Raw genomic sequence first — 24,704 nt, 5'->3', positions numbered from 1 at the left:
CGCTACCCGGCAGCCTAATCCCGTCTAGTTCTGCGGATCCGGAATGTTCGGTTCCCACCTGCGGCAATTGCGCACCGGGGCGTATAGGCAGAATGGAGGGGTCAAGACTGCCGGGGAAGCGAGAAGGAGCGGCATGCCCACCAGCGAATATCGGGTGAGCGGAATGAGCTGTGGGCACTGCGAGGCCGCCGTCCGCAGCGAGGTGGCCCAGATTCCCGGCGTGCAGGACGTGGCGGTCAGCGCCGCCACGGGCAGGCTCGTCGTCACCAGCGCACAGCCCATCGACGAGGATGCCGTCGTGGGCGCTGTCGACGAGGCCGGCTACGAGGCCGTCCTGGTCGCATGAGCACGCCCCCCCGGCAGATCAATCGCACCGCCTCGACCACCCCGTCCCGCATCGAACTAGAGATCACCGGGATGACCTGCGCCTCCTGCGCGGCCCGGATCGAGAAGAAGCTCAACAAGCTCGACGGCGTCGCGGCGTCCGTCAACTACGCCACGGAGAAGGCGGCCGTCACGGCCCCCGCCGGTTACGACCCGCGGATTCTCATCGGCGAGATCGAAAAGGCGGGGTACGCCGCCACCCTGCCGCAAGGCTCGACACCCGACGACCCGGAGCTGGCCTCGCTGCGCCGGCGGCTGGTCACCGCGATCGTGCTGGCCGGGCCCGTCATCGCGATGGCCATGGTCCCCGCGTGGGAATTCCCGCACTGGCACTGGGTGTCGCTGGCCCTGACCACGCCGGTCGTCGTGTGGTGCGGCCGGCCCTTCCACGCGGCCGCCTGGACCAACCTCAAGCACGGCGTCGCCACCATGGACACCCTGGTCTCGCTCGGCACCCTGGCGGCATTCCTGTGGTCGATCTACGCCCTGTTCCTCGGGACGGCCGGCCAACCGGGCATGCGGCACGACTTCGAGCTGACCGTCGGGCGCGACGGCGCCCCGTGTCACGTCTACTTCGAGGTCGCCGCCGGTGTGACGTTGTTCGTCCTCGCCGGCCGGTATTTCGAGAAGCGGTCCAAGCGGACGGCCGGCGCCGCGCTGCGCACGCTGCTGACGCTGGGCGCCAAGGACGTCGCGGTGCTGCGCCCCGACCTTCAAGGCAGCGAGATCCGCGTCCCAATCGACCGGCTCGCGGTCGGCGACGAGTTCGTGGTGCGTCCCGGGGAGCGGATCGCCACCGACGGGATCGTCGTCGCGGGTTCCTCGGCCGTGGACGCCTCCATGCTGACCGGCGAGTCGGTGCCGGCCGAGGTCGGTGTGGGCGACGCGGTCACCGGCGCCACCGTCAACGTCGGCGGCCGCCTCGTGGTGCGCGCCACCGGGGTCGGTGACGATACCCAGCTTGCGCGGATGGCGAGGCTCGTCGAGCGGGCGCAATCCGGCAAGGCCCGGGCGCAGCGCCTCGCCGACCGCGTCTCGGGCGTCTTCGTTCCCGCGGTCATCGGCGTCGCGGTGGCGACCCTGGCCGGCTGGCTCGCGGCGGGCTTCTCGCTCACCACCGCCCTGACCGCGGCCGTCGCGGTGCTCATCATCGCCTGCCCGTGTGCGCTGGGGCTGGCGACCCCGACCGCCCTGCTGGTCGGCACCGGACGCGCCGCGCAGCTCGGCGTGCTCATCAACGGGCCCGAAGTGCTGGAGGCCACCCGCAGCGTCGACACGATCGTGCTGGACAAGACCGGCACCGTCACCACCGGCAAGATGACCCTGGTCGACGTCATCGCCGGGGCGCAGACCGATCGCAGCACGCTGTTGCGCTACGCCGGGGCCCTGGAGGACGCGTCGGAGCATCCCGTCGCGCGAGCCATCGCCCGGGGCGCCGCCGCGCAACTCGGCGCGCTGCCCGCACCCGCCGACTTCACCGGCATCGGGGGCAGCGGCGTGCAGGGCACGGTCGACGGGCATGCCGTCGTCGCCGGGCGCGAGAGCCTGCTGACCGAACGCGGGATGCACCTCGACCCCGCGCTGTCGGGGGCCAAGGCCCGCGCCGAGGGTGAGGGCAAGACCGCGGTGATCGTCGGCTGGGACGGCCTGGCCCGCGGCGTCCTGGTGGTCGCCGACACCGTCAAACCATCGAGCGCCGCGGCGGTGCGGCAGTTCACCGGGCAGGGCCTCACCCCGGTGCTGCTGACCGGCGACAACGCAGGCGCCGCCGCCCGCGTCGCCGACGAGCTCGGGATCGCGCAGGTCATCGCCGGCGCGACCCCCGCCGCCAAGGTCGCCGCGGTGCAACGCCTGCAATCGGAGGGCAAGGTGGTCGCCATGGTCGGTGACGGCGTCAACGACGCCGCGGCCCTGGCCGCCGCCGACCTGGGCCTGGCCATGGGCACCGGCACCGACGTCGCGATCCAGGCGGCCGACCTCACGGTGGTCCGCGGCGACCTGCGTGCCGCGGTGGACGCGATCCGGCTCTCCCGGCGGACGCTGGCCACCATCAAAACCAACTTGTTGTGGGCGTTCGGGTACAACCTGGCCGCCATCCCGGTGGCCGCGCTCGGCATGCTCAACCCAATGTTCGCCGGCGCCGCGATGGCCGTCTCCAGTCTTCTCGTGGTGGGCAACAGCCTGCGGCTGCGCTCCTTCACCAGCGTCATCAACGACGCGTGAGCGCGGCGGCCCAGGTCGCGCGGATCTGGTCGGCCTACACGCAGAAACGGTCGGCTGACAGGCCGCGATCGTATGACATAGTTGGTCCGGCCGCCGTCTCCGATGACCCCGACCGGCCCTTGGATAGTCACCGCACCCCCACGCAGCGATCGATCTAGCGAAGGTCACGACCGTTGGAGCAGTTCTTCGGACAGCTGTCCCTGCTGCATGGCTGGTTTCCGCCGGCCGTGCAGGGTCTGACGCTGCTCGTGCTGCTCGTCGCGATCCACTGGCGCGCCGGGAGCTGGCTCAAGCGGGTGGTGCCGGTGGCCTTGATCGCAGCCGTCGCGGTCACCCTGCTGGCGCGGTGGTACATCACGTCGCTCGGGGTGGCCGGCGACCCGGCGCCGACGACCCTGTGGCTCTGGATCGCGATGAGCGGCCTGGCCGCCGCCGTCTTCCTGGTCGGCTGGCGGGGCGTGCGCTGGTGGCGTCGCGGGGCGGCGGTACTGGCGATACCGCTGTGCGTCCTGTGTGCCGGCATGGCGCTGAACGGCTGGGTCGGCTACTTCCCCACCGCGCTCGCCGCGTGGAATCAGCTGACGTCGGTGCCACTGCCCGACCAGATCGACCGGCTGCGGGTCACCGAGATGCAGATCGCCGGAACCAGGCCGACCAAGGGCGTGGTGGTGCCGGTGGACATCGACGGCAATTCCCCCTCTGGCTCCCACTTCGCCCACCGTCGAGAGCTGGTCTACCTGCCGCCGGCCTGGTTCAACAGCAATCCGCCGCCGCGGCTGCCGGCGGTCATGATGATCAGCTCCGCCTTCAACACCCCGGCCGACTGGCTGGGCCCGGGCGGCGCGTTCACCGCCATCGATAACTTCGCGGCCGCCCATCACGGCTTCTCCCCGGTGTTGGTGTTTGTCGATCCCACCGGTTCCTTCGACAACGACACCGAGTGCGTCAACGGACCCCGCGGCAACGCCGCCGATCATCTGACCAAGGACATCGAGCCCTTCATGGTGTCGAACTTCGGCGTCAGCGCCGATCGCTCCAACTGGGGTGTCGCCGGCTGGTCGATGGGCGGTACCTGCGCCGTGACGCTGGCCGTCATGCACCCGGAGCTGTTCAGCGCGTTCGTCGACATCGCGGGTGATCGCGGACCGAACGGTGGCTCCAAGGATCAAACCGTCGCGCGGTTGTTCGGCGGCAATCACGACGCATGGGCGGCCTTCGACCCCGTCACGGTGATGACGAAGCACGGCCACTACGACGGCCTATCGGGATGGTTCGACGTGCCCTCGTCGACGGAGGCGCGCGCCGTCGCGCAGGAAGCCAATCCCACGCTCACCGCGTCCAGCAGCGATCCCGCCGCCAACCCCGAGGGCCAGGACGCCGCCGCGAACTCACTGTGCGCCGTCGGCACCGCCCACGGGATCGCCTGCGCGGTGGTCACCCAGCCGGGCAAGCACGACTGGCCGTTCGCCGCCCAGGCGTTTGCCACGGCGCTGCCCTGGCTGGCCTCGACGCTGGGCACGCCCAGCACCGAACCGGTGCGATTGCCGCAACGGGCCGCCGGCGAACCGCACTAATACGCCCGGTCGGCCCGGGGCCCCGGCAAAGCGGGGTCAGTGAAATTCACAGCTGACCCTCCCGTAACGGAGCCGACTTCTCGGCGCGGTGAATGGTACGGTTCGCTGCTGTGGCCTCGATGTTTTGTACCGACGGCGGTTCCCGCGGGGACGCCGTTGTTGCGCCGGGCGCCACTATCCGTCCGCGAATACTCGGGCCGAATTCGCCATTGTCGTCGCCGCGTGATGGTGTGGGCGGCGCCCTCGCCTGCCAGCCATGAACCGCCGTCAGTTCCTCGGATCGCTCGCCGCGTCTGTCGTCGCCGGCGTGGGAGCCGCGCGGCTGATCGTCGATCCGCAGCCACGCACGTTTGCCCAGACCTCGGCGGCCGACATACCGACCTCCGGTCCGACCGCCCCGCAGGCCCTGTTACCGCCCCCGCCGCGCAGCGCCCGCATACCGCTGCCCGGCGGCGGCGCCCTGATGAAGCTGCCCGGTGACGGCGACCTGCTCGCACTGACCGTCGACGACGGCGTCAACAGCGAGGTGGTGCGCGCCTACACCCAGTTCGCCAAGGACACCGGCATACGGCTGACCTATTTCGTGAACGGGATCTACGACTCGTGGACCGACAACCTGGAGCTGCTTCGACCGTTGGTCGACAGCGGGCAGATCCAACTCGGCAACCACACCTGGTCACATCCGGACCTGACCACATTGACCAAAGAGCAAGTGGCCGAACAGCTCTCCCGCAATGACGCGTTTTTGAAGAAGACGTATGGCATCGGCGCCAAACCGTATTGGCGGCCGCCGTACGCAAAGCGCAACGCCGGCGTGGACGCGGTGGCCGCCGACCTCGGTTACCAGGTCCCCACGCTGTGGTCGGGTTCGCTGTCGGATTCGACGTTGATCACCGAGGAGTACATCGTGCAAATGGCCGATCAGTACTTCACGCCGCAGGCCATCGTGATCGGCCACCTCAATCATCTGCCGGTGACCCACGTCTATCCGCAGCTCGTGGAGACCATCCGCGACCGGAACCTGCGCACCGTCACACTCAACGACGTCTTTCTCAAGACGCCATAACGGCTGCTAGCCAACGGGATTCGCCGCCGCCTCCCCCTCGCTGGCAAGCAAGATCTTCAACGTTTCGCGGAGCTCGGCGAGCCGTCGCGCCCCCAGCACTTCGGTCCAGTGCTGTTCCAAAGCCACTGCGTTGGAACGCATTACTCGAAGCGCCTGCCGGCCGCGCGCGGTCAGTTCGATGACGCGCGCACGGGCGTCCTCCGGGTCGGGCGCTCGGGTCACGTAACCGTTTCGCTCCAAAGCCGCGACGGCCTGCGCTACCGCCTGCCTACTCACCCTGAGCCGCTCGGCCAGTGTGGATGCGTGCAACCCGCCGGCGGCCAGCGGCACCAGAGCCACCGATTGCGCGGGGCGAATCCCGTCGAGGCCGGCCGCGGCGAACGCTGCTCGCAAGCGCGGCGCCCCCGCCGCGGCGACCAGGTTCACCAGCGCCGGCACGGTGGGCTCCCACCCGGCCCCCGGTCGCTGTGGCATGCCGACCAGTGTGCCACCCGGCAGGAGATTGACAAGCATCTTGTCAAAGTGGCCGACGGGTGCCACGCTGTGCTCATGCGATGGGGAATCGTCCGGGCATCGAGCGTGTGTCTACTTCCCGTGCTGGTGGTCGTGCTCGCCGGATGCCTCGACGGCGGCCATGCGCTGGGAAACCCTGGCCCGCAATCCATTCCAGTAGGCCAGTCCACGCAGACCATCTCCTCGGGCGGCGCCGGCAGGACCTTTCACCTGTACCGGCCACAGGGGCTGACCGATGCGGTGCCGATGGTGGTGATGCTGCACGGCGGCTTCGGGAACGGGGCGCAGGCCGAGCGTTCCTATCACTGGGACGCCGAGGCGGACAGCGGACATTTTCTGGTCGCCTATCCCGACGGCCTCGACCGGGCCTGGAACGCCGGGACCTGCTGCGGCGAGCCCGGGCGCCTCAACACCGACGACGTCGGATTCATCACCGCCATGGTCGCCGCCATCGAGCGGGAGATACCGGTCGACCGCGCACGCATCTATGTCACCGGCATGTCGAACGGGGCCATGATGGCGCTTCGGCTGGGCTGCCAGTCCGACACCTTCGCGGCGATCGCTCCGGTGGCGGGCACCCTGCTGTCCGACTGCTCCGCGGCACGGCCGGCCTCCGTGCTGCAGATCCACGGCACGGCCGACGACAGGGTCCCCTACAACGGCGGTCCCGGAAAAGCCTTTGACGCCGACGGGTCTCCGCGCGTCGACGGTCCGTCGGCGGAATCCGTCAACGCCACCTGGCGCGCCATCGACGGATGCGGGCCGCCGAGCTCGACCATCGCCGGCGACGTGACAACGCAGACGGCGAGCTGCGCGGACGGGCGCACCGTACAGTTGATCTCCGTTGCCGGAGCCGGCCATCAATGGCCCGGCGGCGAGCGCAGTCCCCTCGCAGAAAAGGTCGCGGGAATTCCGGCACCATCCACCGCGCTGGACGCCACCGCCACCATCTGGCAATTCTTCAGCCAGAGACATCGGTAGGCGAAACTAATCTCTAAAAAATTAGAGATTGCTCTTCCGCTGGCGGCGCCGTGATTGTTACCGTTCCGTAATGCATCGGGCCGGGGGAGTTTTCGCAGTACTGCTGGTAATCGCCTGCGCACTCGTGGGAGTGGGAAACGCGCGGGCCGATGGTGGGGATGAACCGCAGTACGCGGACTTCTACCTCCCGCCGGATCCCCTGCCGCCCGGCCGGCCCGGCGACCTGATCCGCACCGAGCCGTCGCGGCTGGTGCTGGAGCCCTCCGGTCAGTTGGGCGCGATCATGGCCACCGGCACCCGAATCATGTACCGCAGCACCGATACCCGGGGCAACCCGATCGCGGTCACCGGCACCTACTTCGAGCCCTACAACGACTGGCCCGGCGGCGGGCCGCGGCCGTTGATCAGCTACGCGCCCGGCACCCAGGGCCAGGGCAATCAGTGCGCCCCGTCGCGCATGTTCAACCAGGGCATCCACTATTCGGGTGGCTGGGACATCATGTTCAACTACGAGGAGTTGTTCGTCGCCACCATGGTCGCCCGTGGCTTCGCCATCGTGATGACCGATTATCAGGGCCTGGGCACTCCGTCGATGCACACCTACGTGGGCCGGGTCGCCGAGGGCCAGGCGGTGCTCGATGCGGCACGCGCGGCCATGCGGTTGCCCGGGACGTCGTTGGATCCCCATGGGCCGGTGGCGTTTTGGGGCTACTCGCAAGGCGGGGGCGCGACCGCTTCGGCCGCCGAGCTCGCCTCGCAATACGCCCCAGACCTACACATCGTGGGCACCTACGCCGGCGCGCCGCCGGCCAACCTCAAGGAGCTGCTGCCCTATGCCGATGGCAGCGCCCTCGTCGGCGTCGTCGGGTATGCGCTCAACAGCGTCATGGCGGCCTATCCGGAGTTCGCCGACGTCATTCGCTCCAAGATGACGCCGCGAGGGTTGGCGATGCTGGAATCGGTATCGCGGCAATGCGTCGGACAGACCCTGCTGGACTTCATGTTTCGCCACATCCAGCCCTATTTCACCGAGGACATCAATCAGCTGGTGAACGAGGAGCCGTTCAACAGCCTGTTCGAGGCGCAACGGCTCGGCCGCTACAAACCGAACGCGCCGGTGATGATCGACAGCAATCGCTATGACCCGTTGGTGCCGTGGACCGCGGCCAACCAGCTCGGCCGCGATTGGTGCGCCCAGGACGCCGATGTGGAATTCCGCACCAACGAAGAGCCGCCCTTCCTGAACAAGCTCGTCATCAACCACGCACTGCCGATGCTGGTCGACGGCGAACCGGCCATGCAATGGGTCGCCGCGCGCTTCAACGGCGAGCCCACGACGCCGAACTGCGGTCAGTTCTAGATTCGCGCGATCCGGACCGCTGGGTCCTCCGCCGGATAAACTGGGGCGTATCGCTGCACGTAGAAAGCACAACGCGCCGGCGCGGCGCCGCCAGCTCGCCGACGCCGCGATCGAGCTGCTGGGCGCCAACGGCGTACACGGCGTCAGTCACCCCAAGGTCGACGACCACGCCGGGGTGCCGGCCGGCACCACGTCGTTCTACTTCAGGACCCGCAAGGCGTTGGTGTACGCCATGGCGACGCGACTGGCCGAACTCGACGTCGCCGACTTCTCGATGATGGCCGAGCTCGCCGAGAATCACGCCACCCAGTTCGCCGGCACCGCAGGCCTGGCACGCATCGTCATGTACGTGAACAGCGAACCGTGGCTCACTCGCGCGAAGGCCCGCTATGAACTAGCGCTGCTGGCCGGCCGCGACCCGGAATTGGCCGCCGCCCTCAACGAATCCGCCGACCGGCTCTACACCCTGGCGCGCAATGTCGTCACCCAATGGCATCCCGCCGGCAGCGCACCGGATCCGGCCCTGGTCGACGACCAGGCGACCGCCACCCTGGCCTTCATCAACGGCGTCATGCTGACCTTCGTCGCGGGCCAGCCGGCCGTCGACGATGCCGAGCGCTTGGACCGCCTGATCCAGGGCGTCATCGCGGGTGTCGCGCAGGTCCGCGACGGATAACGAAACCCGGTTCTGCCCTGCGGTTTTCGCGCGGCCTTCGAAAGTGGCCTTCAGCGCGCGTCGAACATGGCGTCGATGAGCCGGTGTAGCACCTGCCCGGTTTCGCGGCGGGTCCGTTTCGGGTCGTCGGCGGTGGCGATGACCATCGCCGCCTCGTCGAGCGCCCCGATCAGCACGTGCGCCAGCGGCCGCACCGGCTGCTCGGCCAGCTGGCCGGCCCGGATCGCCTCGGTGAGCAGCTGTTCGGTCATGCCCAGGCTGTAGCGCTGGGCGACGTCACGGAATTCGGCCCACCCGAGCACGCTCGGTGCATCCAGCAGGATCAACTGGCGCACCTCAGGATCGCCGGACACGTCGAGCCACGCGTCGACCGCGGCCCGGACCGCGTCGGCCGGTGTGGTGGCCCCGGACTCGGCCACCACCACGCCCATCCGCGCCATCACGTCCTGCTCGACTACCTCGACGACCTCGCGGAAAAGTGTTGCCTTGTCGGCGAATTGGTGATACATCGCGCCGCGGGTCACCCCGGCGGCGGTGGCGATCTCCGGCGTCCCCACTTCGGCGTAACCCCGCAGCCCCCACAACTTGCGGGCAGCCGCGATCAGCGCGTCGCGGGTCGCCGCGGAGCGCTCTTCCTGGGTCCGTCTCTTGCTTTCCATACAGCCTGTTGGTAACTTACGAACAGGCAGCCTGTTTGTAAGTCTATCCCTCGAAGTAGGAGTTTGCTATGTCGACGATCGACATTAGTGCCGGAACCATCCATTACGAAGCAGCCGGACCCGAAAACGGCGGCCTGTCGTCTTCGTCCACGGCTACATGATGGGTGGGCAATTGTGGCGCCAAGTCAGTGAACGCCTGGCGGCGCGCGGCCTGCGGTGCATCGCGCCGACCTGGCCGCTGGGTGCACATCCCGAGCCGCTGCGCCGAGGCGCCGACCGGACGATCACCGGTGTCGCCGGCATGGTCGCCGAGGTGCTCGCCGCGCTGGACCTGCAGGACGTGGTGCTGGTGGGTAACGACACCGGCGGCGTCGTCACCCAGCTGGTGGCCGTGCACCATCGCGAACGGCTGGGCGCGCTGGTGCTCACGAGTTGCGATGCGTTCGAACACTTTCCGCCGCCGATCCTGCGGCCGGTCATTCTGGCGGCGAAGTCCAAGACGTCGTTCCGGGCCGTGGCCCAGGCCATGCGGGTGCCGGCCGTGCGCAAGCGTGCGTTCGACGGACTGGCGCACGCCAACATCGACGAGCTCACCGAAGCCTGGGTGCGCCCGGGGCTATCGAATCCGGCGATCGCCGAAGACCTGCGCCAATTCACGCTTTCGATGCGCACCGAGGTGACGACGACGGTGGCGGCCCGGCTGTACGACTTCGACAAACCGACGCTCATCGCGTGGTCGGCCGATGACGTGTTCTTCGAGCAGGAAGACGGGGCGCGGCTGGCCGCGACCATTCCCGGGGCCCGCCTCGAAATCATCGCGGGGGCCAAGACCTTCTCCATGGTCGATCAGCCCGATCGGCTCGCCGATCTGCTCTCGACGATCGCCGTGCGCACGTAGTCGGCCGGCGCCGGGACGCCTTGGCGCCGAACGTCGAGTTTAAAGCTCGCGGTAGCGTCTTGGCCATGTCAGACGCGACGTCTCCTCTGCTCGGCCGCCGGATCCTGGTCACCGGGGGTGCCACCGGAATCGGCGCGGCCGCCGTCGAGGTGCTCACGGCGGCGGGAGCGACGGTCGCCGCGACGTATCACCAGACGCCACCGCCAGACGGCCTGGCGGCCGAATGGTTGCAGTGCGACGTGCGCCAAGGCGAGGCCGTCTCGGCGATGGTCCGCGAGGCGGCGCACCGCCTCGGCGGGCTCGACGTGCTGGTGAACGCCGCGGGGCTGTGGCAGGCCGGCATCCCCGGTTACATCGGCGCCGACGACATCTCGTTTCTGTTGGACACCAACGTCAAGGCGACGATTCTCACCAACCAGGCCGCGTACGCGGTAATGAAGGACCAAGACCCCAAGGGCGGCCGGATCATCAACTTCGGGTCGTCGGAAGCCGTGATGGGCAGCCCGATCTCGGCCGTCTACGCCGCAACCAAGGGCGCGGTGCAGGCGTGGACGCGGTCGGCCGCCAAAGCCTGGGCCGCCGACAACATCACCGTCAACGCGCTTGCCCCCGCGGTGCAGACGGCAGGCGCCGACCGCCTCCGCGAATTCCTGGGCCCGGACGCCGCGGCCCTGATCGACCAGCAGATGCAGATGATGATCCCGCTCGGCGGCACGCTAGGCGAACCCGCCCGCGACCTCGGTCCGATGCTGGTGTTCCTGGCCGGCCCCGGCTCGGGCTTCATCACCGGACAACTGCTGGCCGTGGACGGCGGGCTGATGATGGTGGGCGGATAGCGCCGTCGCGCATCAGCTTTGGCCGTCGCCCTTCGCTGCGGGCGGTCGGGCCTGATACCGCCGGCCCGACGAACCCGCCGATCGCGATTGTGCGAATTCGCGACGAAGTTCACTCGCTCGATTCCGTAACAGCAACAGCGACCTGTGCAGCTCAAACAGCATGGGGCCATGATGACAACCCGAAGCGAACGCACCAGCTATACACGCGGTCCCCGATGGGGAATCCTGGGCGAAATACGCATGAAAACTCCACCACATGGGGTGGTGTAGGGCGGCAGGCCTCGTACCGGGGCTACCGAGCCGCCCGCTACTATAAGACGGACCGTCTCGTCTCGTAGTATGGGCTAGTGAAGGTGGATCCGGCCGATGGCTGACGACACGATTCAAGGGCTGCTGCACAAGCGCCTGGCCGATCCGTCGATCGCGGTGAAATACCGTGACGTGCAATGGACTTGGCATGAGTACCTAAAGGGCGCCGCGGCGCGGGCCGCCGCGCTGGTCGCCGCCGCCGATCCGCAACGCCCCATGCACATCGGCGCCCTGCTGGGAAACACGCCCGAGATGCTGAGCCAGATGGCGGCTGCCGGGCTGGGCGGCTATGTGCTGTGCGGCCTGAACAACACCCGGCGCGGTGAAGCGCTGGCCGCCGATGTCCGTCGTTCCGACTGTCAGTTCGTGGTGACCGATGCCGAACATCGGCCGCTGCTGGATGGCCTGGACCTCGGCGACGCCCAGATCCTCGACACCTCGACACCGCAATGGGCCGAATTCATCGACACCGCAGGCGAACTGACACCGCACAAACAGGTCAGCGCGATGGATTCCTTCATGATGATCTTCACCTCCGGCACGAGCGGAAACCCCAAGGCGGTCCAGGTGTCCCACTTCATGGCCACCGTCGCCGGTCTCAGCCTGGCCGACCGGTTCGCCCTCACCGACCAAGACACCTGTTACGTGTCGATGCCGCTGTTTCACTCCAACGCGGTCGTCGCGGGTTGGGCACCCGCGGTCTGCTCCGGCGCGGCGATCGTGCCGGCGAAATTCTCGGCGAGCAGCTTCCTCGAGGACGTCCGCCGCTACGGCGCCACCTACATGAACTACGTCGGCAAGCCGCTGGCCTACATCCTGGCCACCGCCGCACGCGACGACGACGCCGACAATCCACTGCGGGTGGCGTTCGGTAACGAGGCCAACGACAAGGACATCGAGGAGTTCGCCCGCCGGTTCGGTGTGCAGGTCGAGGACGGCTTCGGCTCCACCGAGAACGCCGTCATCATCATTCGCGAACCGGGCACGCCGAAGGGCTCGATCGGCCGCGGCGCCGACGGGGTGGCGGTGTACAACAGCGACACCGTCACCGAATGCGCGGTCGCCCAGTTCGACGCCGACGGGGCGCTGGTCAACGCCGACGAAGCGGTGGGCGAGTTGGTCAACACGGCGGGTTCGGGTTTCTTCACCGGCTACTACAACGACCCGGACGCCAACGCCGAACGGATGCGCCACGGCATGTATTGGTCCGGCGACCTGGCCTACCGGGACGCCGACGGCTGGATCTACCTGGCCGGTCGCACCGCCGACTGGATGCGGGTGGACGGCGAAAATCTGGCTGCGGCGCCGATCGAACGGATCCTGTTGCGGCACAGCGCGATCAGCCGCGTTGCGGTCTATGCGGTGGCCGACGGACGCGTCGGGGATCAGGTGATGGCCGCGATCGTCCTCAACGACGGCCACACCCTGACCGCAGCGGAGTTCGAAACGTTCCTGAACGCCCAGCCCGACCTGTCCCGCAAGGCCCGTCCGCGCTACGTCCGCATCGCGGCCGACCTGCCCAGCACCGCCACGCACAAGGTGCTCAAGCGTCAGTTGATCGCTCAAGGGACGACCGTCGGGCCCGGCGAGCTGTTGTGGGAGCGCGAACCACGGGGCACGGCCTACACGGTTCGTGGCGAGACGGCTAGGACGGGCTCCTCGGTACCCGGCGCCGGATCTGACCCTTCGACCGTCGCACCCGTTTGACCGGGTCTCGCGTTGTGCCCCCGGCGATCTCGTCGCGCAGCTGGGTGATGTTGGAGATCTCGGCGTACAGCCCGCGGATGGCGTAGTCCAACACCGCGAAGGAGTACCGCTGCTCGGGATCCTCGGTGATGCCGAGTTCGGCCGACCGCTGCCGCGACCACAGCGCCTCGTCCAACCGGGCGCGGGTCGCTTCCAGATGCCGGTCCAAGGTGTCGAGGACGTTGTCGGGATCCTGGCCGCGCGCCAGCCAGGTCTTGAGGATGACGGGGTGTTTGATGACGACGCGATCGGGGCCCGGGAAGTGTTGCACCCAGCGGCGCAGCGCCTCGCGGCCGGCATCGGTGGTCTCGTACAGGGTGATGGCGCGCTTGCCGGACTGCGCGCCGGTCTCGCTGACCATGCCGCGCTGCAGCAGGCGGGTCAGTTCGCGCCGCACGTGGCTGACCGACGGTGACCAATAGAAGTGCCCGACCGACAGTTCGGCGCGCATCTTGATCTCACCGGCGGTGAGTTGCTCGTCGTTGGACGCCAAGATCCCCAACACGAGGTAGGCGGTGACCGGCAGGCCGTTGCTGGTTCTCGGGCTCACGAACTGTCCATTTCCGCGCCGGTGAAGTATGGGAGTGTGGCGTCGGGTCCGGTGGCGTGGAACTGCACGCGCACCCTCATGCCGACCTCCAGATCCTCCGGTGGCACACCGACGACATTGGTGAGCATCTGATAGCCCTCGTCCAGGGTGATGATCGCCGGCGCGTAGGGCGGCTCGAATTCCGGTGTCACGGGCCGGTATACGACCGTCCAGCTGTAGATCTCGCCGAGGCCGCCGCCATGCTGCCAGCTGATGTCCTCCGAAAGGCATTGGCGGCAGCGTTCGGTCGGTGGAAAGTTCGCCAATCCGCATGCCACGCACCGCTGGTAACGCAGTTCGTGGGACGAGCATCCCTCCCAGAAGGGGCGGCTGACGTGGCTGCTCGCGTGGGGGACGGGCCCGGCTTGGGGCCGCAAGGGATCGGAGGTCATCGTGGTTGGTCTCCCAGAATCAGCACGGTGGTGAACAGGGCCCCCGCTCCCCCGTTGCTGCAGAGCGCGACCTGCGCATCGGGGACTTGCAGATCGCCGGCCTGCCCGCGCAACTGTTGCACCGCGCGGATGGCCCGCTGCATCATCTGCGGATTGGCACCGGCGTGACTGAACGACATCGTCCCGCCGTCGGTGGTGATCGGGTGGCTGCCGTCGATGGCGATGTGGCCGTCGGCCACGAACGGTCCGCCCTCACCGTCGCCGCAGAAGCCGAAAGCCTCGAGCTGGCGGATGATTTCGAAGGAGAACGGATCGTAGAGTTCCAGCACGTCGACGTCCTCGCGGCGCAACCCGGCGTGTCTGAATGCGCACTCGGCCGCGCGACGGCCCACCACGCCATTGACGTGGTCTCCGCGCCTTCCGGCGAGGTCGTACGCGGGTGGGTGCTGATACGACGGTCCGTGAAAGTCCGCGCCGCTGCCCAACACGTAGATGGGTCGGCCCGCGAGGTCGACGGCGTCGATGTTGGCCACGACGAGCGCGCACCCTCCTTCGGACGTGGTGGCGCAATCCAGCAGATGGAAGGGATCGGCGATGGGCCGTGACGCGGTGATGTCCTCCGGGCTGAACGGCCCCCGGTCGTAGTAGACGGCTTCGGGGTTGCGGGAGCCGTTGTTGCGGATGGTCGCGGCCACCAACGAAAGGTGTTCGCGCGTGGTGCCATAGGCATGCATGTGGCGTCGGGCGATGAGTGCGAATTCGGCGGTGGTGAACATGCCCCAGGGGGCGACGAATTCGTTCTCGGGGCGGGTCCAGGGCGCCGTGGCCTCATGGTCGCGGTATTCGCCGGCCTGGGCCGCGACCAGCACCACCACCTCGGCCATGCCGTGCTCGATGGCGGTGACGGCCTCGGTGATCATGCCGACCCCGAAGGCCAGGCCCTGCCAGGCCGGGCCGATGCGCAGGTCATAGATCAACGAGGTCGACTCCGGGCTGGCACTGATGCCGTCGACGTCGTCGAGGGTCAGGCCGGCGTCGTCGAGCGCGCCGAGGATCGCCTTGATCGCCAGTCCGCGCGAGGTTTCGCCGTCCAGCCGTCGCCCTTGCCGAGTGTTGTGCACTCCGACGATCGCCGCGGTGCGCTTGCCCGCCGTCACCGATGTTCCATTCCCATTGATGCCCTTCAGTTTTCGTCCGCGACGACGCCCAGGTAGGTGCCGCGCACTTCGCATGGTCGCCCGTCGCGGGTGATGGTGCCGATCGTGGTGGTGTGTGCGGCGCGATTGTCCGCGGACGCGCCGCCCAGTTCCACGACATCGATGCGCACGTCCACCGGCCGCGCTGTCTGCGGGTCGGTGATCTCGACGACCATCGCGACCGCGCGCTCGTCGTCGTCCCATTCGACGCTGGTGATGCGGTGCCGGGCGGTCAGCTCCATCACCACGGAGTCCTGCCGCACCAGGAAGCGCACCGGCGCGCACAGCTCGCCGGCGCGGGGCGGCACGCACAGGCTGACGGCCATGTCACAGCCCCGCCGGCCGAGCGCTGATGGTCCCCGACCGGCGCAGGGCGGCCAGGTCGTCCCGGCTTCGCCCCAGGATTTCCGTTAACACCTCGTCGGTGTGCTGGCCGTAGAGCGGCGGCACCCGTCGGAGCCACTGCCGCGTGCTGCCGAGAAACGCGAAAGGCATTCCGGTGCACAGGAAAGATCCGGCGACGGGATGGTCGACCGTTTCCCAGAAGCCGCGGGCCCGCAGCTGTGGATCCGTCAGCAACGCCGCGGCGGGTGTGACGGGCGCGGCGGCCACCCCCGCGGCGCGCAGCGCGGCGACGGCCTCGGTGACCGGCTGCCGTGCGGCCCAGTTGGAGATCAGTTTGTCGATGTCGTCGGCCCGATCGGCCCAGTCGGCTTCGTCCAGGCCGGGCTGGCCGAGCAGGCCGGCCAACGACGCCCGGGAAGTGCCGTCGAGCGCGGCGAGCGCGACCCAGTCGTCGCCGCCGCGGCAGCGGTAGACGCCCTGAGGCGCGGCCGCGGGGCCTCGATTACCGTTCCGGCGCAGGACGATTCCGTGGCGTGAATACTCGACCAGCATTTCGGCCGCGACGTTGAGCGCGGCCTCGACCATGGTCGCTTCCACCTGCATACCGGTGCCCCGGCGGTCGCGGGCCACCAGCGCCGCGACGGCGGCGAAGGCGGCGTGCAACCCGGCGATCGGATCGCACACACCCCGTGGGATCACCGGCGGTCCATCGGCGTGCCCGGTCATCCACGCCATGCCGGTGGCCTGCTCCATCGTCTGCGCGAAGCCGACGCGATCGCGCCATGGGCCGTCAAGGCCGAACGCGGGCATGCGGACCAGGATCGCCCGCGGATTGGCGTTGCGCACCGCATCCCATTCCAGGCCAAAGTTCGCCATCACCCGGGGGGAGAAGTTCTCGACGACAAGATCGCTCGCCGCGATGAGCTCGAGCGCGAGCTCTCGCCCTTCGCCGGTGCCGAGTTCGATGCTCACGCCCCGCTTGTTGTTGTTGCTGCACAGGAATACCGGGCCCCATTCCCACCACTGGTCCCAGTCCGGTGGGCGCCCGGCCGAGAACCTCATGCCGTCGGGCCGGCGGACACCCTCGATCTTGATCACGTCCGCCCCCAGGGCACCCAGCAGCTGGGTGGCGACCGGGCCCGCCCAGAACGCGGTGAAGTCGGTGACCCGGACGTCGGACAACGGCAGCGCGTCGGGGGCGGCGCTGCGGGGCCGTTGGCCTCGCACGGCCCACTGGACCCGCCCGTTGTCGGCGCCGAGTTGCGGCGCTTCTCCGGGCGCCCGGGTCGCCATCGCGTCGCTGCGATACGGCACGCGCGGCGCCAGCATCCCGCTCGGCGATTCGACGAAGACGCCGCGTTCGCAGTAGTGGTCGATCGTCAGCAGCGTCTCAGGCGTCGCGATGGGGGCCACCGGAATTCGGAATGCCACCGCGAGGTCGACGATCTCCTGGGTGGTTCGGCACCCGGTCCATTCAGTGACCATGGCCAGGAATTCGTCGCGGCGCTCGACCCGCCCGGCGAATGACGCCAGTTCGGCGTCATCGACCAGATCCGCTCGCTCGATCATCACCAGGAAGTCCTGGAATTGCTGCGCGGTGATGGTGCAGAAACCGACCAGGCCGTCGGCGGTCGGGACGATCGACGGCAGCTCCAAACTGCGTTCGTGCAGCAGCGAATCGGCGCCCAGCACGCTGGCCGACATGGCAGACAACCCCCCCATGGCGATCGCCATGGCCTCGTAGGTCGAGACATCGATGATCTGTCCGCGTCCGCTTCGGGTGGCGTGCCGGACCGTCGCCGCCGCCGCGGCTGCGGCGAAGCTGCCCGCCAGCCACTCGCCGAGCCGGCCGCCCGCCTGCACCGGCTCGTCGCCCGGCCAGCCGCGACCGGCGATGGATCCGCACAGCGCTTGCAGAATGAATTCGTTGGCGGCAACCTGGTTTTCGACGTAGGGGCCGGTCGTGCCGAACGGCGTCACCGCTACCACCACGGCCGCGGCGGTGGTGTGGGCGGTGATGGCGTCGAGCGTCCATCCGTCGGTGAGGTCGGTGATCACCAGGTCGGCCCCGGCCAGCAGCGACGCGATCTCGGGCTGGCCGTGATCGACCACCGATCTCTTGCCCGCCGCCAGATAGCCGAACAACGCGCCGGGCGGCCCGCCGGCCGACCAGCGGCGCAGCGAATCTCCCTGCACTGGCTCGATTTTCACCACGTCGGCGCCGGCATCGACGAACATCTTGCCGCAGTAGGACGCCGCCAGACCGTTGCACAATTCCAGCACGCGCCAGTCCGCGAACGGCGCCTCGGCTGCCACGCTCAGTTGCCCAGCGTGGTGGCGCGTCCAGCGATGCCGGGAGTCTCGACCGTCACCGGTGCCTGCGCCGAGGCCTGCGCCTGCAGCGCGAACTGGGTCATCCGCGTCCAGGCGTCACGGTCACGCTGGCTGGCCTGGCGGCCGACGTGCGTGACCACGTCGACGTCGGTGGCCTGAGCGCGCAGGTAGCCGGCCCGCGCATGGTCCTTCGCGATGTACCGGAAGGGGTCGAACGAGTATGCGGCCATGGCGTTTTCGTGGGTGATCTTGTCGATGACCGCGTCCTCGAGGTGGCCCATGGTGGCGATGATGTCCTCGGGGGCGAAGGGCCAGTTGCTGTCGGAATGCGGAAAGTCGGACTCCCAGCACAGCATGTCCTCGTTGAACCACTCCATGTTCTGCACGCCTACCTTGTCGCTGATGAAGCAGGTGTAGAAGTGCCGCTTGAACACATCGGTGGGTCCGTCGTAACCGGGCGGGAAACTCGCCAGCGTCCACCCCGAGTGACGGTTGTAGACGTGTTCGGCCCGCCACAGGAAGTACGGTATCCACCCGACGTCGCCCTCGGTCAGCGAGAACTTCAGTTGCGGGAAGTCGGCCCAGAACTGCGCCCAGATGAGCTCGGTGAAGGTGAACATGCTCATCATCGACGAGGCGGTCATCTGCACGCTGGGCGGAGCATCCGTGGATACCTGCGGAGATCGCGACGCGGACCCCACGTGGGTGCACAGCACCGTGTTGTGTTCGCACACGGCCTCGAACAACGGATACCAGTACCTGGTGTGAATGCTGGGCATTTGCAACGCCTCTGGGTTCTCCGAGAACGTCACGGCGTGACAGCCCTTGCCGGCGAGACGCTTGACTTCCTTGGCGGCCTCGGCCACGTCGAACAACGGCAGGATGCCGCACGGGATGAACCGGCCCGGGTATGCCCCACACCATTCGTCGACGTGCCAGTCGTTGTAGGCCTTGATCATCACCAGGTTCGTGTCGCGGTCGGGTCCCTGGTTGAGGACCTGGCCGGAGAAGCCGGTGAAGTTCGGGAAGTTCAGCCCCGCGAGTTGCCCGCCGGCGTTCATGTCCCGCACCCGTTCGTCCACGTTGAAGCAGCCCGGCCGCATCTCGTCATAGCGGGAGGCGTCGATGTTGTACATCTCGCGCGGTTTTCCCGCGACCGCGTTCAGCCCCATGTTGCGTCCGCGGATCTCGCCGTAATACCACTGCTGGATGCCGTCGGGCTCGAGAACCACCCGCGGGGCGCGGTCTTTGTAGGCGGCGGGAACGTGGGCGTCGAACATGTCGGCGGGCTCGGCGATGTGATCGTCCACGCTGATCAGAATCAGATCGTCCTTGTTCATGCCGCGCTCCTGGATCGGATCATCAGCGACTAGTAGATAATGGCGTGAGTCACAGTGTCAACCGCGGCCGGCGGGTGCGACCCACGGCGTTCTGCCTGAAACGCGCGTGCCCCAACGGCGGAAGCGCCCCGGGCCCGCGCTGTTTATCGGCTACGACCCGTCGCTGTTTAGTCCTAGGATAGGGACTATTAGTGCGCCAGACCGCCCCGGTCGGTAGCTCCGCGCGCGGTGTGGCGCGAGGCGCACCGCCGTCGCATGCCACGATGGGGAATGACCCGGCCGGGAGGTGACGCAAATTGAGCAACAAAGCCGCGCGTCCGACCACCGCCGACGTGGCCCGGCTGGCCAGCGTCTCGACCGCCACGGTCAGCTATGTGCTCAACAACGCGCAGGGCCGGCGCATCTCCCCCGAGACCCGCGATGCGGTGTACCACGCGGCCAAACTGCTGGGGTACCGGCCCAATCTCGCCGCGCGCAACCTAGCGCGCGGCAAAAGCGGTGTGGTGCTTTACGTGGTTCCGCATGTGGCCGTGGGCGAGATGCCGATGCAGGCCGGCAGTCACATGACCACCGCATTGGCGCGTGAGGGTTTTCTTCAGGTACAGATCTTCGAGACCGACGACGACCAGCACGTGGTCGACGCGATCGAGAACCTCGACCCGGTCGCGGTCACCAGCCTGTTTCCGCTGAGTGCGGCCGCCCGTCAAGCGGTGACGAAGGCGGGCATCCCCCATATCGAGATCGGGACATTGCCCGCGCTCAACGACCCGCACCTGTCGGTGGGTGAGATGCGTGTCGAGCACCTGGTCGAGCGTGGTCACTGCCGAATCGCATTCGCCTACACCGGGATTGCCCGGTGGCGTCCACTGGGTGACTACTGGTTCGAGGGCGTGTCACGGGCGGCGCAACTGCGCGACCTGCCACCGGTGCGCGTCGACGAGGTCACCCTGGACAACGCCGCCGACGTGGTCACGAGCTGGGTGGGCGACGGGGTGACCGCGGTCTGCGCCCAAAGCGACGAGATCGCCTGCCTGGTCCTGTACGGCATTCACCAGGCGCGGCTGCGCTGTCCCGGGGACCTCGCGGTGATGGGCGTCGACGCCAGCCCGATGGGCATGGTGAGCACCCCGCCGCTGACCACCGTGCAATTCGATCCCTGCGCGGTTGCCGACGCCGCCCTTGCCGCCGTATTCGAGCGGCTGGGGCACCCCGCGCCGCCGTCTCCGGAACTGACCGACATCGCCCGCCTCGTGGTGCGCTCGTCGACCTGACTCAGTCGGCGGGTTCGTAACGCAGCAGTGTGACGTCGTGTTCGGGGTAGTCGCAGAACACCGGCTTGACCCGCATTCCGACCTCGAGGCGGGCCGGGTCGACGTTGACCATCTCGGTGGAAAACCTTGGGCCCTCGTCCCATTCGACGATGGCGAGTAGCTGGGGAACGGCATCGGCGAAATGCGGGCTGACCGGCCGGTGGGCGACGGTGTAGGAGTACAGCGTCCCCATCCCGGAAATCTCGCGCCATTCCAGGTCGTCGGCCAGGGTGCGCGGCGCGCGCACCCGCGGGTAGAACACATAGGCCTGCAGCGACGGCGAGTACTGGATGACGATGCGATGCTCGCCGAGCGCATCCCAAAACGGCGCGCTGGTGGGCGTTTTGACGGGCATGGGTCGTTCGAAGTTCATCGGTCAATCCCCTTGCAGAATCAGCGTCGTCTGCTCGGACAGGATGCCGCCGTTGCCGGACACGAACGCCCGGTTGCAGTCGGCGACCTGCGCGGCACCCGCGCGGCCCATGATCTGGCGGGTGGCGTCGCAGACATGATGCATTCCGCCGGCCAAACCGGCTTGGCCGAAACCCAATTGCCCACCCGCGGTGTTGAGCGGAAAGTCACCGCGGAAGGTCAGGTCATGGTTGGCGACGAAATCCATGCCCTTGCCCTTCTCGCAGAAGCCGGCGTCTTCCAGGGAGAGCAGCACGGTGATGGTGTAACAGTCATAGATCGACACCATGTCCATCTGCTCGCGGCTCAGCTCGGTCATGGCGAACGCGGTGTCGGCCGCGGCGGCAATCGGCGTGCGGAGCAGATCCTCGGCGTACGTCGGGGTCTTGAACGGCACGTGTTCGCCGAATCCCTTGATCCACACCGGGCGATTGCGCGACCGCCGGGCGACGTCCGCGCTGGCGACGACGACCGCGGCGCCCCCGACGCAGGGCATGACGATCTCGAGCATGTGCAACGGGTCGGCGATCACCGGGCTGGCCAGCACGTCGTCGACGGTCAGCGGCTTGTCCTTCCAGATCGCGCCTTCGGTGTGGTTGGCGTTGACACGCTGGTCGACGACGACCTTGGCCATCGCGCGCTCGTCGTAGCCGTAGACCGCGGCGTAGCGCTGGGCGACCTGGCCGTACGGCCCGTTCTGGCCGAGGTTTCCGTAGGGGATCTCGAATTCGGCTTGGGGCGAGCCGTATTGGTTGCTCGACGAGCCGAAGAACATGGCGTCGACCATGGGCCGGGGTTTCTTCTTGGACGACGGCGTGATGTACCGGGCGGGCAGGGCGCACAGCACCGCGTCGCAGATGCCCAGCTCGATGGCCGCGGCCGCGCGCCACACCATGCCCGCGGCGCTGGCCCCGCCCAGATCGACGTGCTCGGCGAATCTTGCTCCCACGCCCAGGTATTCGGCGATCGTAGAGGGGACGAAGATCTCCGATTCGGCCAGGTGTGACGCGACGATGCCGTTGACGACGTCGCCCGGCAGCCCCGCATCCTCGAGCGCGGCGGCACTCAGCTCCGCCCATTGTTCGAGCACGAACGGCGCGGGCGAGGCCTTGTTGAGCCGTTCGGGCGGCAGCTCGACGTATCCGACGATCGCCGCTTCTCCGCGTAATCCCATGCTGTGCCCTACTTTCGGGGTAGTCCGAGGATCATCTGCGCGATGATGTTCAGCTGGATCTCCCTCGTTCCGCCGCCGATCAGCTCGGCCGGCAGGTGCAAGTAGGGTTCCACCACCGCAGCGTCGGGGTCGTCGACCATCGCGACCTGCCCGGTCAGCTGCAGCGTGGCCTGGAAGGTGCGCCGCAGCAGCACATTCATCGCGACCTTGGCGATGCTGGACGCCGGACCCGACGCCTGGCCGTCGAGCAGCCTGATGGTTTCCCGAACCCCGAGCGCCCTGATCGCGTTGGTGTAGGCGTCGACCTCGCCGAGCTCGCGCAGTGCGTCGTCACGATCGGGGCCGGGTTGCGCGGCGAGCCGGCGCAGCGCGACGGCCCGGTCGAACTTGACGTATCCGCTGATGGCCGTGCGCTCTTCGGCCATCGTGGCGATCGCGAGGCTCCAACCGTCGGTGGGCCCGCCGAGCAGCATCTCGTCGGGGACAAAGACGTCGTTGAGGAACACCTCGTTGAAGTGTGCCTGCCCGGTGGCCGTCTTGATCGGCTGGATCTCCACCCCGGGGGACCGCATGTCGAGGATGAAATAGCCGATGCCGCGGTGCTTGCTGGCTTCGGGGTCGGTGCGTGCGAGTAGCGCACCCAGGTCGGCGTATTGGGCCAATGACGTCCAGATCTTGTGGCCGTTGATCCGCCAGCCGCCGTCGACCTTGGTCGCCCTGGTGGCCAGCGACGCGAGGTCGGAACCGGCTCCCGGCTCGCTGAACAGCTGGCACCAGTGAATGTCACCGCGCTGCGTCGGCGGAATCAGCCTCTCCTGCAGTTCTTTTGGCGCCGCGGCCAGCACGGAGGGCAGGATCCACTCGGCGATGTTCAGCGACGGCCGAACCAGCTCGGGCCGCTTGGCGAACTCCTCGTCGATGATGAGCTGCTTCAACGGGCCGGCATCCACGCCCCACGGCGCCGGCCAGTGCGGCGCCATCAGACCGGCGTCGGCGATCAATGTGCGCTGCGGCCCCGAGGCCTGGTCCGGGTAGTCGCCGTGCGGTGCGGGTTTGTCGTTGCGCAACTGCAGTGCGGCATCCAGTGTTTCGGCCACCCAGGAACGGAATTCGGCCTCCGCGTCACCGAGATTCACCGACATGTCGCGCGTCTGGGCGCAGGTGAGCTCCCCCAGCCGTCGCGCCCAGCGATTCGCCGGACCTATCGATCCCGCCAAGCTGATGGCTCGCCGCCAGTACAGGTGCACGTCGTGTTCCCAGGTGAAGCCGATGGCGCCGAGCATCGTCAACGCGTCGAGCACCAGGTCCGGGGCGGGCGATATCGCCATGACGGCCGCGCCGGCAGCGGCGATCCGGTGCTGGTCGAGTGATTCGTCGCAGGCGCGGACCGCGTCCCAGGCCGCCGCCGTGGCCAATTCGCTGCTGACCAACAGCATTGCCGCGTTGTGCTGCAACGCCTGGAACGTGCCGATCACCTTGCCGAACTGCTCGCGGATGCGTAGGTGTGCGGTGACGGCCTGCAGGCACCACTGAACGAGGCCGGCGGTCATGCTGGCGACGAGTCCCACGACCACGCAGCGGGCCCGCTCGGGGTCGATGCCGGTGAGCGCCTCGGTCTCGGTGACGCGGTAGTCGTCGAGCCGCAGAATCCCCGCGTCGGCGACGAGGTCGGTGCCGGTGACGGGTTCGACCGTGGCCGTGGGGTTTTCGGTGTCCACCAGTGCCCAGACGACGTCGCCGTCGCCCGTCCGGGCGCCGAGCAGGATCGTTCGCGCCGCACACACCCCGAGGGTGACGTTGGACGCGCCACTGATCAGCCAGTTGCCGCCGTCGAAGCGCGCCGAGAAGCCGTCCTCGGGTAGCACGATCGCCGCGGTGGCGCCGGCCGCCAGATCCCGGAGAAAGGACTGCGCGCCCGGCGTCGGATCGGCGAGCAGTGCGACGGCACCGGCGCTGACCGTCGGCAGCAGCGGGCCGGGAAGCAGCGATATGCCCGCCGATTCCAGGACGCATGCGGCGTCGATCAGTTCCCCACCCTGGCCGCCGAGCCCTTCGGGCAGATGCACGGCATGGAAACCGTTGGCGACCAAGGCATCCCACCATCCGGGGACGCGTCCCGCCGCGAGGTCGTCGAAGCTGCCCCGCGTGGTGGCGATAGGCGCATGCCGGGTGGCGAATTGTCCGACGGCGTCGCTGAGCTCCTGCTGCTCCGGACTCAGTCCCAGGGTCACGAGGACGGCCGAGAGATAACTGGCGTTGGCCGCACCGACTGCTATCCTTTCGTTACAAGACGGACCGTCTCGTCTTGTGGCAGACTACCGGGGCGAAACGGGATATGTAAAGCGCGCCCGATCCCCGGCGAGGGGCTTTCCATCTGAGTTCGCAGAA

The 24,704-nt window shown here is 68.3% G+C and carries 21 protein-coding genes and 1 pseudogene; 11 read left to right on the top strand and 11 right to left on the bottom strand.

Features of this window, described 5'->3' with window-relative positions; translation table 11 throughout:
- The first annotated feature begins 133 nt into the window (after positions 1–133).
- From DQP57_RS10620 to DQP57_RS10605, 4 genes are all read left to right on the top strand, one after another.
- Positions 134–346 carry a heavy-metal-associated domain-containing protein gene (locus DQP57_RS10620; RefSeq protein WP_112632925.1) on the top strand — a complete coding sequence of 71 codons (213 nt, stop codon included), beginning with the start codon at positions 134–136 and terminating at the stop codon, positions 344–346.
- Positions 343–2,607, top strand: a complete 2,265-nt coding sequence (locus DQP57_RS10615) for a heavy metal translocating P-type ATPase (protein WP_112632924.1) — start codon at positions 343–345, stop codon at positions 2,605–2,607. The genes DQP57_RS10620 and DQP57_RS10615 overlap by 4 nt, the downstream gene beginning before the upstream one ends.
- Positions 2,608–2,780: 173 nt before the next feature.
- Complete coding sequence (locus tag DQP57_RS10610; RefSeq protein WP_112632923.1) at positions 2,781–4,181, top strand: alpha/beta hydrolase; 1,401 nt, start codon at positions 2,781–2,783, stop codon at positions 4,179–4,181.
- A 256-nt stretch (positions 4,182–4,437) separates the two neighbouring features.
- Positions 4,438–5,247 (top strand): polysaccharide deacetylase family protein, encoded by an 810-nt coding sequence (locus DQP57_RS10605; RefSeq protein ID WP_112632922.1) that lies wholly within the window; start codon positions 4,438–4,440, stop codon positions 5,245–5,247.
- Positions 5,248–5,253: 6 nt separating this feature from the next.
- Here the strand turns inward: DQP57_RS10605 and DQP57_RS10600 are convergent, their stop codons facing one another.
- Positions 5,254–5,721 (bottom strand): MarR family winged helix-turn-helix transcriptional regulator, encoded by a 468-nt coding sequence (locus DQP57_RS10600; protein ID WP_112632937.1) that lies wholly within the window; start codon positions 5,719–5,721, stop codon positions 5,254–5,256.
- 75 nt (positions 5,722–5,796) lie between these two features.
- On the opposite strand from DQP57_RS10600, the gene DQP57_RS10595 reads away from it, so the two are divergent.
- The 3 genes from DQP57_RS10595 (at position 5,797) to DQP57_RS10585 (ending at position 8,777) form a co-directional block, all read left to right on the top strand.
- The gene (locus tag DQP57_RS10595; RefSeq protein WP_112632936.1) at positions 5,797–6,741 is read left to right on the top strand and encodes an extracellular catalytic domain type 1 short-chain-length polyhydroxyalkanoate depolymerase; all 945 of its coding nucleotides are present in this window, start codon (positions 5,797–5,799) and stop codon (positions 6,739–6,741) included.
- Between the two features lie 70 nt (positions 6,742–6,811).
- Positions 6,812–8,101 (top strand): lipase family protein, encoded by a 1,290-nt coding sequence (locus DQP57_RS10590; RefSeq protein ID WP_165821793.1) that lies wholly within the window; start codon positions 6,812–6,814, stop codon positions 8,099–8,101.
- A 109-nt stretch (positions 8,102–8,210) separates the two neighbouring features.
- Entirely contained in the window at positions 8,211–8,777 is a 567-nt protein-coding gene (locus DQP57_RS10585) for a TetR/AcrR family transcriptional regulator (protein ID WP_346427296.1), read from the top strand.
- Between the two features lie 50 nt (positions 8,778–8,827).
- Here DQP57_RS10585 and DQP57_RS10580 read toward each other — a convergent pair whose 3' ends face one another.
- Positions 8,828–9,436, bottom strand: coding sequence for a TetR/AcrR family transcriptional regulator (locus tag DQP57_RS10580; protein WP_112632919.1), 609 nt, complete (start codon positions 9,434–9,436; stop codon positions 8,828–8,830).
- A gap of 68 nt (positions 9,437–9,504) precedes the next feature.
- On the opposite strand from DQP57_RS10580, the pseudogene DQP57_RS10575 reads away from it, so the two are divergent.
- The 3 genes and pseudogenes from DQP57_RS10575 (at position 9,505) to fadD1 (ending at position 13,186) form a co-directional block, all read left to right on the top strand.
- Positions 9,505–10,334: pseudogene (locus tag DQP57_RS10575) on the top strand (alpha/beta fold hydrolase).
- Between the two features lie 65 nt (positions 10,335–10,399).
- Positions 10,400–11,170, top strand: coding sequence for an SDR family NAD(P)-dependent oxidoreductase (locus tag DQP57_RS10570; RefSeq protein ID WP_112632918.1), 771 nt, complete (start codon positions 10,400–10,402; stop codon positions 11,168–11,170).
- A gap of 366 nt (positions 11,171–11,536) precedes the next feature.
- Positions 11,537–13,186 (top strand): fatty-acid--CoA ligase FadD1, encoded by a 1,650-nt coding sequence (gene fadD1, locus DQP57_RS10565; RefSeq protein ID WP_112632917.1) that lies wholly within the window; start codon positions 11,537–11,539, stop codon positions 13,184–13,186.
- Here fadD1 and DQP57_RS10560 read toward each other — a convergent pair.
- From DQP57_RS10560 to DQP57_RS10535, 6 genes are read right to left on the bottom strand one after another with little or no spacing between them, the layout of a single operon-like run.
- Complete coding sequence (locus DQP57_RS10560) at positions 13,125–13,775, bottom strand: PadR family transcriptional regulator (protein WP_112632916.1); 651 nt, start codon at positions 13,773–13,775, stop codon at positions 13,125–13,127. The two genes, fadD1 and DQP57_RS10560, sit on opposite strands and share 62 nt — an antisense overlap.
- On the bottom strand, positions 13,772–14,206 hold the full coding sequence (locus tag DQP57_RS10555; protein ID WP_112632915.1) for a Zn-ribbon domain-containing OB-fold protein: 435 nt from the start codon (positions 14,204–14,206) through the stop codon (positions 13,772–13,774). Before DQP57_RS10555 ends, DQP57_RS10560 begins: the two co-directional genes overlap by 4 nt.
- Complete coding sequence (locus DQP57_RS10550) at positions 14,203–15,363, bottom strand: thiolase family protein (protein WP_112632914.1); 1,161 nt, start codon at positions 15,361–15,363, stop codon at positions 14,203–14,205. The genes DQP57_RS10555 and DQP57_RS10550 overlap by 4 nt, the downstream gene beginning before the upstream one ends.
- A 26-nt stretch (positions 15,364–15,389) precedes the next feature.
- Entirely contained in the window at positions 15,390–15,728 is a 339-nt protein-coding gene (locus DQP57_RS10545; RefSeq protein WP_112632913.1) for a hypothetical protein, read from the bottom strand.
- Position 15,729: 1 nt separating this feature from the next.
- The gene (locus tag DQP57_RS10540) at positions 15,730–18,063 is read right to left on the bottom strand and encodes a CaiB/BaiF CoA-transferase family protein (RefSeq protein ID WP_112632912.1); all 2,334 of its coding nucleotides are present in this window, start codon (positions 18,061–18,063) and stop codon (positions 15,730–15,732) included.
- A gap of 2 nt (positions 18,064–18,065) precedes the next feature.
- Complete coding sequence (locus DQP57_RS10535) at positions 18,066–19,421, bottom strand: amidohydrolase family protein (protein ID WP_112632911.1); 1,356 nt, start codon at positions 19,419–19,421, stop codon at positions 18,066–18,068.
- 296 nt (positions 19,422–19,717) lie between these two features.
- On the opposite strand from DQP57_RS10535, the gene DQP57_RS10530 reads away from it, so the two are divergent.
- Positions 19,718–20,692, top strand: a complete 975-nt coding sequence (locus DQP57_RS10530) for a LacI family DNA-binding transcriptional regulator (protein ID WP_112632910.1) — start codon at positions 19,718–19,720, stop codon at positions 20,690–20,692.
- A 1-nt stretch (position 20,693) separates the two neighbouring features.
- Here DQP57_RS10530 and DQP57_RS10525 read toward each other — a convergent pair whose 3' ends face one another.
- Genes DQP57_RS10525 through DQP57_RS10515 form a run of 3 tightly spaced genes read right to left on the bottom strand, consistent with a single transcriptional unit; the run spans position 20,694 to position 24,547 of the window.
- On the bottom strand, positions 20,694–21,104 hold the full coding sequence (locus DQP57_RS10525) for a Zn-ribbon domain-containing OB-fold protein (protein WP_112632909.1): 411 nt from the start codon (positions 21,102–21,104) through the stop codon (positions 20,694–20,696).
- Positions 21,105–21,107: 3 nt separating this feature from the next.
- A complete protein-coding gene (locus DQP57_RS10520) occupies positions 21,108–22,316 on the bottom strand; it encodes a thiolase family protein (RefSeq protein WP_112632908.1) in 1,209 nt (402 codons plus the stop codon).
- A gap of 8 nt (positions 22,317–22,324) precedes the next feature.
- Positions 22,325–24,547: an acyl-CoA dehydrogenase gene (locus DQP57_RS10515; RefSeq protein WP_112632907.1), complete on the bottom strand. Its 2,223-nt coding sequence runs from the start codon at positions 24,545–24,547 to the stop codon at positions 22,325–22,327.
- Positions 24,548–24,704 lie beyond the last annotated feature (157 nt).

Source organism: Mycobacterium colombiense (assembly GCF_003284935.1).
Taxonomy (GTDB): Bacteria; Actinomycetota; Actinomycetes; order Mycobacteriales; family Mycobacteriaceae; genus Mycobacterium; species Mycobacterium arosiense_A.
This window is presented reverse-complemented; position numbering and strand designations above follow the sequence as displayed.